This window comes from Herbaspirillum sp. AP02 (genome assembly GCF_015767275.1).
In the GTDB taxonomy this organism is placed as follows: domain Bacteria; phylum Pseudomonadota; class Gammaproteobacteria; order Burkholderiales; family Burkholderiaceae_D; genus Herbaspirillum.
This window is the reverse complement of sequence record NZ_JADWMY010000015.1, coordinates 28,677-46,423: the sequence shown is the minus strand read 5'-3', so window position 1 is coordinate 46,423 and position 17,747 is coordinate 28,677. Positions and strand designations below refer to the sequence as shown.

The window sequence follows — 17,747 nt, the reverse complement described above, 5'->3', positions numbered from 1 at the left end:
CACATGGCACAGACAGCGTTCTACTCCAGCTTCAAGGATATCTGGCTCATCGGCGGCGTACGCACGCCCATGGTCGACTATTGCACCAGCTTCAGCCAGCTCTCGCCCACCGACATGGGCATCAAGGTGGCCCGCGAGGTGCTGGCACGCACCGGCGTGGCGGCTGCCGACATCGGCTCGGTCATCGCCGGCAACATGGCCCCGGGCGACGCCTATCAGTACATGCTGCCGCGTCATATCGGCCTGTACGCCGGCGTGCCGATCACCACCCCGGCCATCATGGTCCAGCGCATCTGCGGCACCGGTTTCGAACTGATCCGCCAGGCTGGCGACCAGATCGAACGCGGCTATACCGAGACCGCCCTGATCGTGGGCAGCGAGTCGATGACCCGTAATCCCATCGTCGCCTTCGCCCATCGCAGTGGCTTCAGGCTGGGCGCACCGGTGGAATTCCAGGACTACATGTGGGAAGCGCTGGTCGACCCGGCACCCGGCATCACCATGCCGCAGACCGCCGAAAACCTGGCCAGGAAATATGGCATCACCCGCACCGAGGTCGATGCCTACGCCGCCTATTCCTTCGAGCGCGCATTGAAGGCGCAGGCCGCCGGTTTCCATGCGGGCGAGATCGTGCCGGTGGTCAACGAGACCTTCCACCTGGAGGGCTACCACGACCGTCACATCAAGCTGCAAGGCAAGCTCACCGAAGCAGCCGCCGACACCCATCCGCGCCCGTCGCCGGTGGACGTGCTGGCCAAGCTGCGCACCCTCTACCCGAATGGCGTGCAGACCGGCGGCAACAGTTCGGCGCTGGTCGATGCGGCGGCGGCCACCATCGTCGCCTCCGGCGACTATCTGCGGCGTCATGACAAGACGCCGCTGGCCCGCGTGGTCGCCGCTGCCGTGGCCGGTGTGCCGCCGGAGATCATGGGCATCGGCCCGGTGCCGGCCATCCGCACGCTGCTGGAACGCAATGGCCTGACGGTGGCCGACATCGGCTGCTTCGAGATCAACGAAGCGCAGGGCGCGCAGATCGTGGCGGTGGAGCGTGAACTGGGCATCGATCGCGAACGCCTCAACGTCAATGGCGGCGCCATCGCCCTGGGTCACCCGCTGGCAGCCACCGGCGTGCGCCTGTCGATCACGGCGGCACGCGAAATGAATCGTCGGGAAGCCCGCTACAGCATCGCCTCGGCCTGCATCGGCGGTGGCCAGGGCATTGCCCTGCTGCTGGAAAACCCGGCGGCTTCCCACTGAATCGAGAAGGACTTTTACCATGCAACTGCAAGGACAAGCCGCACTGGTCACCGGCGGCGCCTCCGGCCTCGGGGCCGAGACCGTGCGCCAGCTGGTGCGCGCCGGCGCCCGCGTTTCCATCCTCGACGTGAACGTCGAGGCGGCACAGGCGCTGGCGGCCGAATTGAATTGCCACGCCGCACGCTGCGACATCACCGACAGCGCCTCGGTCGAGGCTGCGCTGGACGCTGCGCAACAAGCCAATGGCGTGCCGCGCATCCTGATCAACTGTGCCGGCATCGGCGGCGCCAAACGGATGGTCGGCAAGGACGGCAGCGCCATACCGCTGGAGGACTTCAGCCGCATCATCAACGTCAACCTGATCGGCACCTTCAACGTGATCCGCCTGGCGGCCGCCCGCATGGCCGCAACCGATGCGCTGGAAGACGGCGAACGCGGCGTGATCGTGGCCACCGCCTCGGTGGCGGCTTTCGACGGCCAGGTCGGACAGGCCGGCTATGCGGCCTCCAAGGGCGGCATCACCGCCATGACGCTGCCACTGGCACGCGACCTGGCGCAATACGGCATCCGCGTGGTCACCATTGCACCGGGTCTGTTCCTCACGCCCCTGCTCTACAAGCTGCCGGACGAAGTACAGCAGTCGCTGGCCTCGAGCATCCCCTTCCCAAAACGTCTGGGCAAGGCCGAAGAGTATGCGCAACTGGCGCTGCATATCGCCACCAACCTGTCGCTCAACGGCGAAGTGATCCGCCTGGATGGCGCACTGCGGCTGGCGCCGCGTTGAGGAGAGCGACATGAGCAAGACCATCATCTATACGGTGCGCGTGGAATTCGGTGATTGCGATCCGGCCGGCATCGTGTTCTTTCCCAATTTCTTCCGCTGGTATGACGCAGCCTCCCGCAATTTCTTCCACCAGTGCGGAGTGCCGCCCTGGCGCGAGACCGAAAAGACCCGCGGCATCATCGGCACGCCGGTGGTGGACATCAGTTCGCGCTTCGTGCGTCCGGCCACCTACGGCGACCAGGTGGAGGTGCACTCCACCATCATCGAATGGAACGACAAGACCTTCGTGATGCGCCACGAATTGAAACGCGATGGCGAGCTGCTGTGCGAAGGACGTGACACCCGGGTGTTTGCGATCCGCCATCCGGAGGATCCGAACCGCATCAAGGCCATCGCCATTCCGCAGGACATCAGGGAAATGTGCAGCTAGACGGGAATCAGCAGATCAGGTAACAAACGAGGCGCGGCGTCCATGCCCGCCCGTCATACATCGATCACTCGATGACAAATACAAGGAGACGGAGATGAAGATGAAACTGGCAATCAAGGCAGGGGTACTGGCTTCCATGCTGGCCTGTTCCGCAATGGCCCATGCCGAACTGACCATCGGCGTGGTGATGTCGCTGACCGGCCCGGGTTCGGGGCTGGGCATTCCGGCCAAGAACGGCTTCGCCCTGTGGCCGGAGACCATCGGCGGAGAAAAGGTCAAGCTCATCATCCTCGATGACGCCACCGATCCCACCCAGGCCAGCAAGAATGCGCGCCGCCTGGTGGCCGAAGACAAGGTCGACCTGATCATCGGCTCGGCCGCCGTGCCGCCCACGCTGGCCATCGCCGACGTCGCGCTGGAAACCCAGACCGTGCAATTGGCCATCTCTCCCATCGAAACAGCCGAGGGCAAGGATGCCTGGACCTTCCGCCTGCCGCAATCGACCGCCGTGATGGCCGGTGGCGTGGTGGAGCAGATGAAGAAGCTGGGGGTGAAGACCGTGGGCTTCCTCGGCTACTCGGACTCCTATGGCGAGAACTGGTTGAAGGAAGTGCAACGCCTGGCGAACACCGCCGGCATCAAGGTGGGCACGGTGGAGCGCTTCTCCCGGGCTGACACCAGCGTAACGGCGCAGGCTCTGCGGGTGGTCAGTTCCAACCCGGATGCGGTGCTGGTGGTGGCCTCGGGCAGCGGCGCGGCCATGCCGCACAAGGCGCTCATCGAGCGCGGCTACAAGGGCAAGATCTTCCAGACCCATAGCGCCGCCTCGCGCGACCTGATCCGCCTGGGTGGCAAGGATGTGGAAGGTTCCTACGTCATCTCCGGCCCGGCGGTGGTGCCGGAGGCCCTGCCGGACAGCAATCCTTCCAAGAAGCTGGCCATGGACTTCGTCACGCGCTACGAAAAGCAATTTGGCGCCGGCACCCGCAACCTGTTCGCGGCCCATACCTACGATGCCCAGCTGGTGTTGCAGAAGGTGGTGCCGGAGGCCCTGAAGAAGGCCAAACCCGGCACCCAGGCCTTCCGCACCGCCCTGAAGGAGGCGCTGGAAAACGCCGGTCCGATCCAGATTTCGCAGGGCACGCTGAATTACTCGCCCAAGGATCACTTCGGTCTGGGTGACGATGCCCGCATCATGCTGACCATCCAGAATGGCAACTGGAAGGCGGTCAATCCCTGACGCTGTGCCAACCGTTGCGGCGGCACGGCTTGATTGCAGACCGTGTCGCCGTTGTTCCGTGGAATTTGCCTGTTTTGCTGACTACTCATGGATTCTTCGATTGCCGCCATCCTCACCCTGGATGGCCTGACCAACGGCATCGTCTATGGCCTCATCGCCATTGCACTGGTGCTGGTGTTTACGGTCACCCGCATTCTCTTCATTCCGCAGGGTGAATTCGTCGCCTATGGCGCCTTGACCCTGGCCATGCTGCAGCAAGGCCAGCGCCCCGGGCCGCTGTGGCTACTGCTGGTGCTGGCGGTCTGCGCGGCGGCCATGCAGACCCTTGCGCTGCTGCGCTCGGGGCAGGCAGCACTGCTGCCGCGTGCGTTGCTGGGCACCCTGGGCTTGCCGCTGGCGGTGGCTGCGTTGGTCTGGTGGGCTGCGCCGCAGCAGTTTCCGCTGCCGGTGCAGGTACTGCTGACGCTGCTGCTGATTACCGCACTGGGGCCGTTGATGTACCAGGTGGTGTTCGAGTCGCTGGCCGATGCCAGCGTACTGCAACTGCTGATCGTCTCGGTCGGCATCCACCTGGCGATGACCGGGCTGGGACTGGTGTTCTTCGGGGCCGAGGGCTTCCGCACGCCGGCCTTCTGGGATGAGCGCTGGAACATCGCCTCGCTCACCTTGAGTGCGCAGACACTGGTGGTGGTGTTCGCCGCACTGGCACTGCTGTTGGCGCTGTGGCTGTTTTCCGGCCGCACACTGTATGGCAAGGCGCTGCGCGCCACGGCGGTGAATCGCCTGGGTGCGCGGCTCATGGGAATCTCCACGACGCTAGCCGGCAAACTGTCCTTTGCCGTGGCAGCGTTTATCGGTGCTCTGTCGGGCGTGCTGATCGGCCCGATGAGCACCATCTTTTATGACTCGGGTTTCCTGATCGGGCTGAAGGGATTCGTCGCCGCCACCATCGGTGCGCTGGCGAGTTTCCCGGCGGCCGCGGGGGGCGCCCTGCTGGTGGGGCTGCTGGAATCCTTCAGCTCCTTCTGGGCCAGCGACTTCAAGGAAGTGATCGTCTTCATGGCCCTGCTGCCCATCCTGCTGTGGCGCTCGCTGGTGACACCGGCGCATGACGAGGACGAGGAATGAGCATGATCAATAAACGACTCCCGCTTTACGTGCTGCTGGTGGTGCTGGCACTCTTCCCGGTGCTGCCCACGCCACAGTTCTGGGTGATCCAGGCCAACTACATCGGCCTGTACGCTTTGGTCGCCATTGGTCTGGTGCTGCTGACCGGCATCGGCGGCATGACGTCCTTCGGCCAGGCGGCTTTCGTCGGCATGGGGGCCTACACCACCTCCTATCTCACCACCGCGCACGGCGTGTCGCCCTGGTTGACGCTGCCGCTGGGCCTGTTGGTCACCGGCGTATCGGCCTATGTGCTCGGCCGCATCACCTTGCGCATGTCCGGTCACTACCTGCCGCTGGCGACCATTGCCTGGGGTATCAGCCTGTACTTCCTGTTCGGCAAGGTGGACTGGCTGGGCAAGTACGACGGCATTTCCGGCATTCCACCATTGCAACTGGCGGGCCTGGACCTGGCTGGCGAACGCCACCTCTACTACCTGATCTGGGCGATCGTGCTGGCCGCGGCCTGGGTCTCGCTGAACCTGCTGGATTCACGCGCCGGCCGCGCCATCCGCGCCCTCAAGGGTGGCCGCTCGATGGCCGAGGCCATGGGCGTGGATACCGGACGCTACAAGATCCTGGTCTTCGTCTTCGCGGCGCTGCTGGCATCGGTCTCGGGCTGGCTGTTCGCGCACATGCAGCGCACGGTCAATCCCTCGCCGTTCAGCCTGGCAATGGGTATCGAATACCTGTTCATCGTGGTGGTCGGTGGCATCGCCCATATCTGGGGCGCGCTGCTGGGCGCGGGCGTGCTCAAGCTGCTGTCGGACCAGTTGCAGGTGTTGTTGCCGGCGTTGCTGGGTGACGCCGGCAGTTATGAAACCATCGTCTTCGGGCTGATCCTGATCGTGCTGCTGAAGTACGCCCGTGGCGGCTTGTGGCCCTGGGTGCGCGCCCTGTGGCTGCGCGCCTTCCCGCCGGCGCCGCAGCCGCTGCGCGTGGCCAGCGCCGCGCCCATGGACAGGCGATCGGGACCGGCACGCGGCGCACCGCTGTTGCAGGTGGACCAGATCAACAAACGCTTCGGCGGGCTGGTGGCGGTCAACGATGTGTCCTTCAACGTCAAGGCCGGCGAGATCGTCGGGCTGATCGGTCCCAATGGTGCGGGCAAGTCGACCACCTTCAATCTGGTCACGGGCCTGCTACACGCCAGCGGCGGGCGCGTGAGCTTCAATGGGCGCGACATCGCCGGCCTGCCGGCCCGCGCCATCGCCCGCCTGGGAATTGCCCGTACCTTCCAGCACGTGCGCCTGCTGCCGGGCATGTCGGTGCTGGAGAACGTGGCGCTGGGCGCGCACATGCGCAGCCAGCAGGGCTTCCTGCGCAATACGGTCAATGCCATGCTGCACCTGGAACGCGTTGAAGAGAAGGCCTTGCTGGACGAGGCCGCGCGCGCCCTGCATCGCGTCGGCCTGCAGCACCTGATGCACGAGCAGGCCGGCAACCTGGCGCTGGGCCAGCAACGCATCCTGGAAATTGCCCGCGCGCTCTGCTGCGACCCGCTGCTGCTGCTGCTGGACGAGCCCGCCGCCGGCTTGCGACATCTAGAGAAGCAGGCGCTGTCCAAGGTATTGCAGGAGTTGCGCGCTGACGGCATGAGCATCCTGCTGGTGGAACACGACATGGAATTCGTCATGGAACTGACCGACCACATCGTGGTGATGGAATTCGGCGCCAAGATCGCCGAGGGCACGCCGCAGGAAATCCAGCGGCATCCGGCCGTAATCGAAGCCTACCTGGGTGGAATCGAATGAGCGAACTGGTCCTCGAAGTCGCGCAACTGCGCGCAAGCTATGGCAAGGTGCAGGCGCTGCACGATATTGACCTCAGGCTCGAACGCGGCAGTATCGCCACCGTGATCGGCCCCAATGGCGCAGGCAAGTCGACCTTGCTCAACGCCATCATGGGAGTGTTGCCGGCGCAGGGAACGGTGCGCTATCACGGCCGGGCGGTAGAGCGCTGGACGCTGGAGCAGCGCGTCATGGCCGGTATCGCGCTGGTGCCGGAGCGACGCGAACTCTTTTCCAGCATGAGCGTGGAAGACAATCTTCTGCTGGGCGGCTTTCGCCGCCTGCGCTTGCGGCAGGCACAGCCGATGGATCAGCTCGCCACGGTCTTCGAATTATTCCCGCGCCTGAAGGAACGGCGCAGCCAGCTGGCCGGCACGCTCTCGGGTGGCGAGCGCCAGATGCTGGCCATTGGTCGCGCCATGATGGCCAAGCCGGAACTGCTGATGCTGGACGAACCCAGCCTGGGACTGGCGCCGCGCATCGTCAAGGAAATCCTGCAGATCGTCTCCGAACTGCGCACCGCAGGTATCTCGGTGCTGCTGGTGGAGCAGAACGCGCGCGCCGCGCTGCAGACGGCCGACTACGGTTACGTGCTGGAGCTGGGCAAGGTCAGCATGCAGGGCGAATCGGCACGGCTGGCCGGCGATCCGCAGGTGATCCAGGCCTACCTAGGCTTTGGCAAGAAGACTGAGGCAGAAGCGATGGCAGCTTCCTGAGCGGTGACGTTTTCTGCACCATCGCATGACCCGACAACATAGAAAAAGGAGACCACGATGAAGAAGCTGTTCCTGCTGCTGGCCGCACTGACGCTATCCTTCCAGGCCCATGCGGCCAGCGATGCCGACAACACCGCGCTGACGCCACCACAACCCAAGCTGGCCTTCCTGGCGCGCTTTTCGGTGGACCTGGTGGCGCCGATCTGGGAACTGGGCAAGACCTCGGACCTGGGCAAGCGTCGCATCATCCCGATTACCGGCGGCAGCTTCAAGGGACCGCTGATCAACGGGGAAATCCTCAACAACGGCGCTGACTGGCAGACCGTCACCGCCGATGGGTTGGCCATCATCGACACCCGCTATCTGCTGAAGCTGGACGATGGGGAGCTGGTCTACCTGCAGACCCGGGGCGTGCGTTACGGTCCGCCGGAAGTGATGGCCGAGGTGGCCAAGGGCAAGCCGGTCGATCCCTCGCGCTATACCTTCCGGCTGTTCATGAACTTTGAAACGGCTTCCAAGAAATACGACTGGCTCAATCGCGCCATGGGCGTGGGCTACGCCATGCGGCTGGGCAATGCGGTGGTGTATGACGCCTACCTGCTGAACTGAGCGAAGCGGAAAGAATGACGATGCACTATACGCCGCCCCTGCGCGACTTCGCCTTCGTGCTCGATGAAGTATTGCAGGCGCCGCAGGTCTTGCGCGCCCTGCCGGCGCATGCGGAGATCGATGGCGAGCTGATCCGGCAGGTACTGGAAGAAGCGGGCCGCTTCGCCGCCCATGTCGTCGCGCCGCTCAACGCCATCGGTGACCGCGAGGGCTGCCGCTTCGAGAGCGGAATGGTGAGCACCCCGCCCGGATTTGCGCAGGCCTATGCGCAATTCTGCGAAGCCGGCTGGCCGGCGCTGGCCTGCGCGCCCGAACACGGCGGCCAGGGGCTGCCACATGTGCTGGACTGCGCGCTCTATGAAATGCTCAGTGCCGCCAATCATGGCTGGACCATGTATCCCGGCCTGTTGCATGGCGCCTATGCCTGCCTGGCTGCGCATGGCTCGCCGGACCTGCAAGCGCATTATCTGGAGAAGATCGCCAGCGGTCAGTGGCTGGCCACCATGTGCCTGACCGAAGCCCAGGCCGGTAGCGACCTGGGACAGTTGCGTACGCGTGCGCTGCCACAGGCTGATGGCAGTTATCGCCTGACCGGGGACAAGATCTTCATTTCCGGTGGCGAGCACGACCTGACCGACAACATCGTCCATCTGGTCCTGGCACGCCTGCCGGATGCGCTGCCGGGCAGCAAGGGACTGTCGCTGTTGCTGGCGCCCCGCGTACTGCCCGATGGCAGCCGCAACGGCGTGCAGTGCACCGGCATCGAACACAAGATGGGCATTCACGGCAGCGCCACCTGCAGCCTGCATTTCGAAAACACCCAGGCATGGATGGTCGGCGAGGCTGGACGTGGACTGGCGGCGATGTTCGTGATGATGAATGCGGCGCGCCTGCATGTGGGCGCACAGGGCGTGGGTCTGGCCGAAGCGGCCTGGCAGCGCGCTACCGCCTATGCGAAGGAGCGCCGGCAATCACGTGCGCCGGGCGCCACCGAGAGCGATGTCATCCTCCGCCATCCAGCGATACAGAAGTTGTTGATGGAACAGCGTTGCCGCATCGAGGGCGCGCGCCTGTTGACCTGCTGGGCGGGACTGCTGCTGGACCTGGCAGAGCACGATGCCGATGCCACGCTGCGCCGTCGTCATCACGAACGGCTGGAATTCATTACGCCGGTGATCAAGGCCTTCCTGACCGACCAGGGATTCCAGTGCGCCAGCCGTGCCTTGCAGGTGTTCGGCGGGCATGGCTACGTGGTCGAGACCGGGGTAGAGCAGTTCATGCGCGATGCCCGCATCACGATGATCTATGAGGGAACCAACGAAATCCAGGCCATCGACTTCCTGATGCGCAAGGTACTGGCCGACGACGGGCGGCGCCTGCACGATTTCCTGGCGCTGGTGGAGGCCGATATCGACGGTGCGGCAGGATTGGCGGAGCAAGGCCGGCAGCTGAAAAGCGCTGTGGACAATTTGAGGAGCTTCGCCGCCGGGATTGCGAACGCGACCCGAAAGATGCCCGCCTTTCCCTATTACGTGGCCGACGAGATGCTGCGCCTGACCGGGCATGTGGCGCTGGGCTGGATGTGGCTGCGGGCGGGGCACCGGGCGTTGTCGGCGCTGGCCTCGGACCCGGTCTGGTACGGCAGCAAGCGGGATGCCGCGTGCTATCATTTCGCCTTTGTATTTGCGGAAGTCCAGCAGTTGTCCAGCGTGATCGAAGGCTGCCTGACAACCGGCCTGCCGCCCATTCCAACCGACCTGGACCACCATGCTGCCCAAGAAGCCGGCTGATTTCGATTCCGACGACGGCGCTACCGACAACGCGGCGCTGGACCAGCAACTGCTGTTGAGCCTGGTCGGCTACAACTGCCGCCGCGCCTATATCACGATCATGCCGCTGTTCGAAAAGCGCATGGCCAAGTTCGCATTGCGGCCGGTGGATTTCACGGTACTGAGCCTGTTGAAGGCCAATCCCGACATCAACCAGAAGCGCCTGTCCAAGGCGATCAACGTCTCCCCGCCCAATCTCGCCACCCTGCTGGACAAACTGGAGCAGCGCGGCCTGCTGCTGCGCCAGCGCAATCCGCAGGATCGCCGCTCCCAGGTACTGGCCCTGACCACGGCGGGTATGCGCATGTGTACCAAGGCCGAACAGACTGCCGTCGAGCTGGAAATGAAGGCGACCGAGATGCTGTCCGATGACGAGCGCGCGCAATTGATTGGCTTGCTGCAGAAGATGTTCCTGCCGTAGTAGGCAGCTGTCCTCACCTTCCCTATTTCCGAATCAGCGCAGGAAAACCAGCTCTGCATAGCTGGGATTGGCGTGTTCACGCTGGTAGCGCTTGAGGTCTTCCCTGACCTGGTCGCGGGTAAGGCCTGGCTGAACACCGGTAGCGCCGAGTGTGCTGGCAACGCTGGCAACGGGCTTGGCTGGCGACTGCGCTACCGGCACGGCAGGCGCAGCGTCGGCCGCGTAAGCGGCGCTCGCCGCGAGGGTGGTCAGCGCCAAAGTGACGGCGACCGTGAAATGACGGATGGTAGTGTTGGTCATGATCTGCTCCCTGGTGAATGCAAGCGGATCCAGCCCTGTGCTCATCCTTGATGAATACTCGATTCCCATTCCCGAAGCTTACCGGTCCATGTCCGCAAGAAAAACGCCTGGGCAGGTAATGCTGTATTGCGGCGTCTGCAAGAATGCGAAGGCCAAACTTGCCTGTCTTTCAGCAGTTGAGCACTCAAATTGCGAGCTGAACAGGTTTTTACCGCTTTCACTTGCCTTTCCAAGCGGCCGGCCGCAGTCAGAATCTGTAGATCCTATCAATTCCATTCAGGGAACAAGTATGAAAATCGGCACCCGGCTCGGCGGTTCGTTCTTGCTTGTCACGCTGCTTGCTTGCAGCCTGATTGTTGCGTCAATTCTGATCCTGAACCAGATCGGGCGCCACTGGGAGGGTTTTTCCGGCACCGTTCTCGGCAAGCAGGACTTTGCCACCCAGGGGTACATCAAGCTGGGCGATGGCGTGCAGAATTTCAAGAACTATGTCGTGCGTGGGAAGGACTACGACAAGCACTTCCTGGCCGATATGGATGCTATCCACCGTGTGATGACCGAATACCGCAAGCTCGGCGTGAACGACCCCAAGGAAGACGAGCTGCTGCAAAAGATCAACACCGGAGAAATGAATTACCGCGAGGCACTCGCCAAGGCACAGGGGTTGAAGGCGACCGGCGCCTCTGCAGTCGAGATTGATGCGTCCATCAGTGGCGCCGACAAGGTATTGGGAGCCGGCTTTTCCGGCTTGCTTGCGATCGCTCGCGACAACGCCAACGGCACCGGCCGCGATATCTCGGCCGCTATCGTCACGGGCAAGACCATTGACCTGGGTGTGGGTCTGCTGGTCATTGTATTAGCTGCGGTATTGGCGATACTGGCCACACGCTCCATCACCCGACCGGTGCACGAAGCAGTGCGAATTGCCAAGACCGTAGCGGCGGGTGACCTCGGCAGCCGCATTGAGGTCACTCGCAGGGATGAGACCGGTGAATTGCTGCAAGCACTCAAGGATATGAACAGCAGCCTGCAGCGCGTGGTGGGTGGCGTACGCGCCGGCAGCGATACCATCGTCACGGCATCGACACAGATCGCCGGTGGCAATCTCGATCTATCGGCACGCACCGAACAACAGGCCAGTTCACTGGAAGAGACGGCGGCGGCGATGGAGCAGATCACATCCACCGTGCGGCGTAATGCCGATCACGCACGCCAGGCCAATGCGATGGCCGGCTCGGTTTCCGAGGTGGCCTCGCGGAGCGGCCTCGTGGTGTCCGATGTGGTGAGTACCATGGATGAAATCCAGGCTTCCGCACGCGAGATCGAGGACATCATCTCTGTCATTGACGGCATTGCTTTTCAGACCAACATCCTGGCTCTCAATGCGGCTGTGGAAGCCGCCCGCGCCGGTGAGCAGGGACGTGGCTTTGCGGTGGTGGCCTCGGAGGTGCGGACCCTGGCTCAGCGCTCCGCCACGGCGGCCAAGGAAATCAAGATACTGATCGGCAACTCGGTACAGAAGGTGGAGGACGGTAGCAAGCTGGTGAGGAATGCCGGGACTACCATTGAGGAACTGGTGGTGAGCGTGCGCAACGTCACGCAGATCATGAGCGAAATCTCGGCCGCCAGCGGCGAGCAGGAAGCCGGGATTGAGCAGGTCAACCAGGCCATTGCGCAGATGGACACCGTGACGCAGCAGAACGCCGCTTTGGTGGAAGAGGCCGCCGCCGCCACCGAAGCATTGAAGGAACAGGCACGACGACTGGCACAGTCGGTGAGCGTATTTCGTCTGGGCGGGGGCAAGCTCGCGTGACCGGGGAAGCGGGACGCCGGAGCTGCCCACTGCGATGCGTTCAAATGCTCAGCTAAGCTTGCACTGGAACTGATCAGCTCGGTGATCAAGCAGACCAAGGAAATCCATGTCTTGTCGTGTCTATCTCTACTGTACGGATTTTGAAGGCATGCCCTCGGACGACGCGGCAGATCTGTTCTTCGATGTATCAGGTACCGAGTACGAGGCGAACGCCGGTATCCCGCTCTTCTGGCTTTGCCTTTTCACCGGCACGGATATCAAGATCGCTCCCGGTAGCGAGAACTACGTTGCCGATGCGGATGGAGACGCGATTGATGAGGATTTTGATGAGGCGAGCCTGTCCACTCAGGATGGCGAAGACGGCTATCGTCCCTATGCCTTTATCTCTTGCCTGAAGGCGGACGGTATCGATCGACTTAAACAGCGGTCCGAGATATTGCTTGCCTCCCTGGGCGCGGAGCGTCACCGCTTGTATCTGGAATGGATTGCGAGGATGGAGGCGGAGCCTTTCCGCAACATACTGATCAAGACCGAAGAGATCGACGGGATGGGCAGTGATGGTGAACTGGAGGCGCTATTACGCTGCGCCATGCGAGATCTGGAAGCGGCCATGCAATCCGGCGTCCTGGTACCAAGCAGCGAGTTGAACAATATGATGGGGCTGCAGGAAGGTAGCGTGTTGAGCGAGTGTGAATCCTTCGAACTCGCAGGCTGCGCCAACAGTACGCAACAGTGGCCGCAACGCTTGTCGGCTACCCAGCGGGAACAGGCGGACGTCTTGGTGCCACAGATTAAGAAACCGAAATGGATGTTCTGGAGGCGTTGAGTATAAGGTCAGAATCTTGCGTGCTGCTCTTCAGCGCTGGGCGCAAGGATGTCCAGAACAAATAGAAAAGGCCTACCGAGCGGTAGGCCTTTTAAATACTGGTGCTGGCTGCAGGACTTGAACCCGCCACCCCCTGATTACAAGTCAGGTGCTCTACCAGATGAGCTAAGCCAGCAAAAACTTCAGCCGGCGATTATAGCCTACTTGATACGGGTCAGTACAGGCCGGCCGCCTTTTTTCGGCGGTTCCGGATCGTCGTCGTCCTTTGTAGCGCTCTCGGCTGGCTTTTTCTCCGGCTCAGACACCGGCACAGAGGACAGTATCGGAGCAGTGCTTTCCGAGTCGGGGATATCCTGGGCGTTATCTTCACCCACTGCAGCCGATGCTTCGAACGCCATACCCTGGCCGTTTTCACGGGCATAGATGGCAATGACGTTTTCAACCGGGATCAGGATGTCGCGAGAGACGCCGCCAAAGCGGGCGCTGAAATGGATGTTGTCGTTCTCCATCTTCAAGCCGCTGGTGGCCTCGAAGCTGATATTCAGTACGATCTCGCCATTCTTGACGAACTGCATAGGCACACGCGTGCGGCTGTCGACAACCACGGCGATGTGCGGCGTATAGCCGTTATCGGTGCACCATTCGTAGATGGCGCGCAGCAGGTAGGGCTTGGTGGAGACTTCTTGCATGACTGTGTGGTGTGCGATGCGAGGCGTGCCCGCATCTGCCGGCTGGGCCGGGGTGAAACTGCAAATCGGACTACAGGTGGAACACACCGCACACCCGGTAATGCCAGGTGCGCAGCGGATACTCCAGGATGCGGCTTAACGACGCATCACCTTCTCGGACGGGGTCAGCGCCTCGATATAGGCCGGACGCGAGAAGATGCGCTCGGCATACTTCATCAGCGGTGCAGCCGTCTTGGACAACTCGATGCCGTAGTGATCCAGGCGCCACAACAACGGAGCCAGTGCCACGTCCAGCATGGAGAACTCGTCACCCAGCATGTACTTGTTCTTCAGGAACAGTGGGGCAAGTTGGGTCAGGCGGTCGCGAATCTCGTTGCGGGCCTTTTCCTGGCTCTTTTCGGCAGCCTTGGACTTTTCGTTTTCCAGCGTGTGCACGTGGACGAACAGTTCCTTTTCGAAATTGAACAGCATCAGGCGGGCACGGGCGCGCATGAGCGGATCGGCCGGCATCAGTTGCGGATGCGGGAAACGTTCATCGATGTATTCGTTGATGATGTTCGATTCGTACAGCACCAGGTCACGTTCGACCAGGATCGGCACTTGGCCGTAGGGGTTCATGACCGAAATGTCTTCCGGCTTGTTGAACAGGTCCACGTCGCGGATCTCGAAATCCATGCCCTTTTCGAACAGGACGAGACGGCAACGTTGCGAGAATGGGCAGGTCGTGCCCGAGTAGAGAACCATCATTTTTTCAGAGCCCTAAAAACAAAAGGGGGGCGAGACGCATAACGCTCACCCCGATACGCAATTCCGCAAAATGGCGCGGATACGTGATTGTACGTTTTTACTTGATGTTCTTCCAATAGGACGCGTTCAAACGCCACGCCAATACCGAGAAGATGCCCAGGAACAACAGAACCCAGACGCCAAGTCGCTTGCGCGTATTCTGCGCAGGCTCCCCCATCCATTGCAAATAAGCAACAAGATCGGCGACATTGTCGTCGTACTCCGCCGTGCTCAGCTTGCCAGGTTTGACCTGCTCGAAGCCGGCAAACTTGTGAACAGTCTTGTCGGCGTTGTGCGGGTCTTTCTCGTCGACGAACTTGGCCTTGCGGATTCCTTGCAATTCCCACAAGACATGCGGCATGCCAACATTGGGGAAGAGCATGTTGTTCCAGCCGGTGGGACGGCTGTCGTCCGTATAGTAACTGCGCAGGTAGGTATAAATCCAGTCCGGACCGCTGCCCGCCTCCGATGCCTTGGCCCGCGCAATCACCGACAGGTCAGGCGGGGCGGCACCAAACCAGGCTTTTGCATCTTGCGGCGACATCGAAATCTTCATCAGATCGCCGACCTTTTCCCCAGTAAACATCAGGTTGTTCTTGATCTGTTCTTCAGTGAGCCCGATATCGCGCAGACGGTTGTAGCGCATTGCAGAGGCCGAGTGGCAATTCAGGCAATAGTTGACGAACAGCTTGGCACCGTTTTGCAACGACGACACGTCCTTGGTCCGGTCCGGGGCGTGATCCAGCTGAAAGCCCCCTTCGTTGGCGCAGGCCAGCGCCGGCAGCAAGGCCAGCGCGGCAATCACTTTCTTGAGCAATGTCATGTTCTTGTCCTTTGGCGGCTGGCTTAGTGCGGGTGATAGACGACGCGCTCGGGAACCGTCTTGAAGGTACCGGCAGCACTCCACCAGGGCATCAGCAGGAAGAAGCCGAGGTAGATGAAGCTGCACACCTGCGAGACGGTGGTGCCGATGGCCGTCGGCGGTTGCACGCCGAGGTAGCCAAGGATGACGAAGGCGATGCCAAAGACCAGATACACGTACTTATGCCAGCTCGGGCGGTAGCGGATGGACTTGACCTGTGACTTGTCCAGCCACGGCAGGCCGCCCAGGATGACCACCGACAGGCCCATCAGGACCACGCCCCAGAACTTGGCGTCGAACACCAGCATGCCGGCAATGATCGCCAGGCCGATGACGATGGCAGCGATCTTCAGCTTGGCGGTCAGGCGCGACTTGATGACCAGCAGTGCCACGTAGGCTGCCACGCCAGCGATGAGCCAGCCCATGAAGTCCGCCGTGGTCGCGCGCAGGATGGAGTAGAACGGCGTGAAATACCACACCGGGGCGATGTGCGGCGGGGTCTTGAGCGAATCGGCCGGGATGAAGTTGTTGTATTCCAGGAAATAGCCGCCCATTTCGGGCGCGAAGAACACCACCGCCGAAAACACCATCAGGAAGATCGACACGCCGAAGATGTCATGCACCGTGTAGTAGGGATGGAACGGCACGCCGTCCAGCGGCACCCCATTGGCATCGGTCTTTTCCTTGATTTCCACGCCGTCCGGGTTGTTCGATCCCACTTCGTGCAGCGCGATGATGTGGGCGACCACCAGTCCGATCAGCACCAGTGGAATGGCGATCACGTGGAAGGAGAAGAAGCGGTTCAGGGTAGCGTCGGAAACGACATAGTCGCCGCGGATCAGCAGCGACAGGTCAGGGCCGATGAAGGGGATGGCACCGAACAGGTTCACGATCACCTGCGCGCCCCAGTAGGACATCTGTCCCCAGGGCAGCAAATAACCGAAGAATGCTTCACCCATCAGGCACAGGAAGATGCCCACGCCGAACAGCCACACCAGTTCCCGCGGCTTGCGGTAGGACCCGTACAACAGGCCCCGCACCATGTGCAGGTAAACCACGATGAAGAAGGCGGAAGCGCCGGTGGAGTGCATGTAGCGTACCAGCCAGCCCCAGGGCACATCGCGCATGATGTACTCGACCGAGGCGAATGCCAGGGTGGCATCGGGCTTGTAGTGCATCACCAGGAAGATGCCGGTGACGATCTGGATCACCAGCACCAGCAGGGCCAGTGAGCCGAAGATGTACCAGAAGTTGAAGTTCTTCGGTGCGTAGTATTCGGAAAGATGGGCTTTCCAGGTGGCGGTCAGCGGAAAGCGCGAATCGACCCAGTTCAGTGCCTTGGCAGCGACCGGCGCGTCATCCGGCAGCTTTTTTTCGTGAAATGCTCCCATGATCAGGCCTCCCCTTTCTCGTCCTTGCCGATGACGAGCTTGTTTTCGCCTTCAAACATGTAGCGCGGGACTTGCAGATTGTCCGGCGCCGGCTTGTTCTTGTACACGCGTCCGGCCAGATCGAAGGTCGAGCCGTGGCAGGGGCACAGGAAACCACCGTGCCAGTCGTCCGGCAACGAAGGCTGGGGACCGCTGTCGAAGCGGGAGCTGGGGGAGCAGCCCAGGTGCGGGCAGATACCCACGACGACCAGGATATCCTTACGCAGGGAACGCCACTCGTTGAGGGCATAGTCCGGTGTTTCGGAAAAGTCGGTACGCTTGGAATTGGGGTCGGCCACCTCGCCATCGGTCTTTTTGAGGGACGCGATCATTTCGGGTGTACGCTTGAGAATCCAGACTGGCTTGCCGCGCCATTCGACGGTGCGCATCTCACCGGGAACAAGTGAAGAAATATCCACTTCCACCGGTGCGCCTGCAGCTTTGGCGCGTTCAGAAGGTTGCAAGGTAGAGACAAATGCTCCAGCGGTGGCCAAACCCGCTACGCCGCCGGCCGCACAAGTCGCAACAAGCAAACCTCGTCGACTCGCGTCGACCTGATTCTCGTCAGTCATAAAGACCCCAATCTCCAAATGTAAGTTAGCGTGGACCTTCTAAGTGACCCTCATGCAACTTTTCGATTATATATAAGCTGAATAGGGTTTTGTAGCTAACGGCCGGTATGGTACAGGCTGGCGAAAATCAATATTTGACGCAGCGCAACCCATTGTCAATCTGCTCTTTTTATCGGTTTTCTTGCAGTGCGGCGTCAGACCCTGTCTGATTTACTTTTCACGGCGG

General features: G+C 61.8%; 18 protein-coding genes and 1 tRNA gene. 12 read left to right on the top strand and 7 right to left on the bottom strand.

Going from position 1 to position 17,747, the window contains the following annotated elements; all coding sequences use genetic code 11:
• The first annotated feature begins 3 nt into the window (after positions 1–3).
• The 10 genes from I5R65_RS22490 (at position 4) to I5R65_RS22445 (ending at position 10,243) form a co-directional block, all read left to right on the top strand.
• The gene (locus I5R65_RS22490; RefSeq protein ID WP_180671194.1) at positions 4–1,257 is read left to right on the top strand and encodes a thiolase family protein; all 1,254 of its coding nucleotides are present in this window, start codon (positions 4–6) and stop codon (positions 1,255–1,257) included.
• 19 nt (positions 1,258–1,276) lie between these two features.
• On the top strand, positions 1,277–2,041 hold the full coding sequence (locus I5R65_RS22485; RefSeq protein WP_180671195.1) for an SDR family NAD(P)-dependent oxidoreductase: 765 nt from the start codon (positions 1,277–1,279) through the stop codon (positions 2,039–2,041).
• 10 nt (positions 2,042–2,051) lie between these two features.
• Positions 2,052–2,471 carry a thioesterase family protein gene (locus tag I5R65_RS22480; RefSeq protein WP_180671196.1) on the top strand — a complete coding sequence of 140 codons (420 nt, stop codon included), beginning with the start codon at positions 2,052–2,054 and terminating at the stop codon, positions 2,469–2,471.
• A 94-nt stretch (positions 2,472–2,565) separates the two neighbouring features.
• Positions 2,566–3,711 (top strand): ABC transporter substrate-binding protein, encoded by a 1,146-nt coding sequence (locus tag I5R65_RS22475; RefSeq protein WP_180671197.1) that lies wholly within the window; start codon positions 2,566–2,568, stop codon positions 3,709–3,711.
• 87 nt (positions 3,712–3,798) lie between these two features.
• A complete protein-coding gene (locus I5R65_RS22470; protein ID WP_180671198.1) occupies positions 3,799–4,839 on the top strand; it encodes a branched-chain amino acid ABC transporter permease in 1,041 nt (346 codons plus the stop codon).
• Positions 4,836–6,632, top strand: coding sequence for an ATP-binding cassette domain-containing protein (locus I5R65_RS22465; protein WP_180671199.1), 1,797 nt, complete (start codon positions 4,836–4,838; stop codon positions 6,630–6,632). The genes I5R65_RS22470 and I5R65_RS22465 overlap by 4 nt, the downstream gene beginning before the upstream one ends.
• The gene (locus tag I5R65_RS22460) at positions 6,629–7,384 is read left to right on the top strand and encodes an ABC transporter ATP-binding protein (RefSeq protein ID WP_180671200.1); all 756 of its coding nucleotides are present in this window, start codon (positions 6,629–6,631) and stop codon (positions 7,382–7,384) included. Before I5R65_RS22465 ends, I5R65_RS22460 begins: the two co-directional genes overlap by 4 nt.
• A gap of 57 nt (positions 7,385–7,441) precedes the next feature.
• On the top strand, positions 7,442–7,993 hold the full coding sequence (locus tag I5R65_RS22455; RefSeq protein WP_102663484.1) for a DUF3237 domain-containing protein: 552 nt from the start codon (positions 7,442–7,444) through the stop codon (positions 7,991–7,993).
• A gap of 14 nt (positions 7,994–8,007) precedes the next feature.
• Entirely contained in the window at positions 8,008–9,783 is a 1,776-nt protein-coding gene (locus I5R65_RS22450; RefSeq protein ID WP_180671201.1) for an acyl-CoA dehydrogenase, read from the top strand.
• Complete coding sequence (locus tag I5R65_RS22445) at positions 9,761–10,243, top strand: MarR family winged helix-turn-helix transcriptional regulator (protein WP_180671202.1); 483 nt, start codon at positions 9,761–9,763, stop codon at positions 10,241–10,243. The genes I5R65_RS22450 and I5R65_RS22445 overlap by 23 nt, the downstream gene beginning before the upstream one ends.
• 33 nt (positions 10,244–10,276) lie before the next feature.
• Here the strand turns inward: I5R65_RS22445 and I5R65_RS22440 are convergent, their stop codons facing one another.
• A complete protein-coding gene (locus tag I5R65_RS22440) occupies positions 10,277–10,543 on the bottom strand; it encodes a hypothetical protein (RefSeq protein WP_180671203.1) in 267 nt (88 codons plus the stop codon).
• Between the two features lie 289 nt (positions 10,544–10,832).
• Between I5R65_RS22440 and I5R65_RS22435 the strand changes: the two genes are divergently transcribed.
• Both I5R65_RS22435 and I5R65_RS22430 read left to right on the top strand, forming a co-directional pair.
• On the top strand, positions 10,833–12,356 hold the full coding sequence (locus I5R65_RS22435; protein ID WP_180671236.1) for a methyl-accepting chemotaxis protein: 1,524 nt from the start codon (positions 10,833–10,835) through the stop codon (positions 12,354–12,356).
• A gap of 106 nt (positions 12,357–12,462) precedes the next feature.
• The gene (locus I5R65_RS22430; RefSeq protein ID WP_180671204.1) at positions 12,463–13,182 is read left to right on the top strand and encodes a hypothetical protein; all 720 of its coding nucleotides are present in this window, start codon (positions 12,463–12,465) and stop codon (positions 13,180–13,182) included.
• Positions 13,183–13,281: 99 nt separating this feature from the next.
• Here the strand turns inward: I5R65_RS22430 and I5R65_RS22425 are convergent.
• From I5R65_RS22425 to petA, 6 genes are all read right to left on the bottom strand, one after another.
• A tRNA-Thr gene (locus I5R65_RS22425) sits at positions 13,282–13,357 on the bottom strand.
• Between the two features lie 25 nt (positions 13,358–13,382).
• Positions 13,383–13,871: a ClpXP protease specificity-enhancing factor gene (locus I5R65_RS22420; protein ID WP_180671205.1), complete on the bottom strand. Its 489-nt coding sequence runs from the start codon at positions 13,869–13,871 to the stop codon at positions 13,383–13,385.
• A gap of 135 nt (positions 13,872–14,006) precedes the next feature.
• Positions 14,007–14,618, bottom strand: a complete 612-nt coding sequence (locus I5R65_RS22415) for a glutathione S-transferase N-terminal domain-containing protein (protein WP_008115639.1) — start codon at positions 14,616–14,618, stop codon at positions 14,007–14,009.
• 97 nt (positions 14,619–14,715) lie between these two features.
• Complete coding sequence (locus I5R65_RS22410; protein WP_180671206.1) at positions 14,716–15,480, bottom strand: cytochrome c1; 765 nt, start codon at positions 15,478–15,480, stop codon at positions 14,716–14,718.
• A gap of 23 nt (positions 15,481–15,503) precedes the next feature.
• Positions 15,504–16,910: a cytochrome bc complex cytochrome b subunit gene (locus I5R65_RS22405; protein WP_180671207.1), complete on the bottom strand. Its 1,407-nt coding sequence runs from the start codon at positions 16,908–16,910 to the stop codon at positions 15,504–15,506.
• A gap of 2 nt (positions 16,911–16,912) precedes the next feature.
• A complete protein-coding gene (gene petA, locus I5R65_RS22400) occupies positions 16,913–17,521 on the bottom strand; it encodes a ubiquinol-cytochrome c reductase iron-sulfur subunit (protein WP_180671208.1) in 609 nt (202 codons plus the stop codon).
• Positions 17,522–17,747 lie beyond the last annotated feature (226 nt).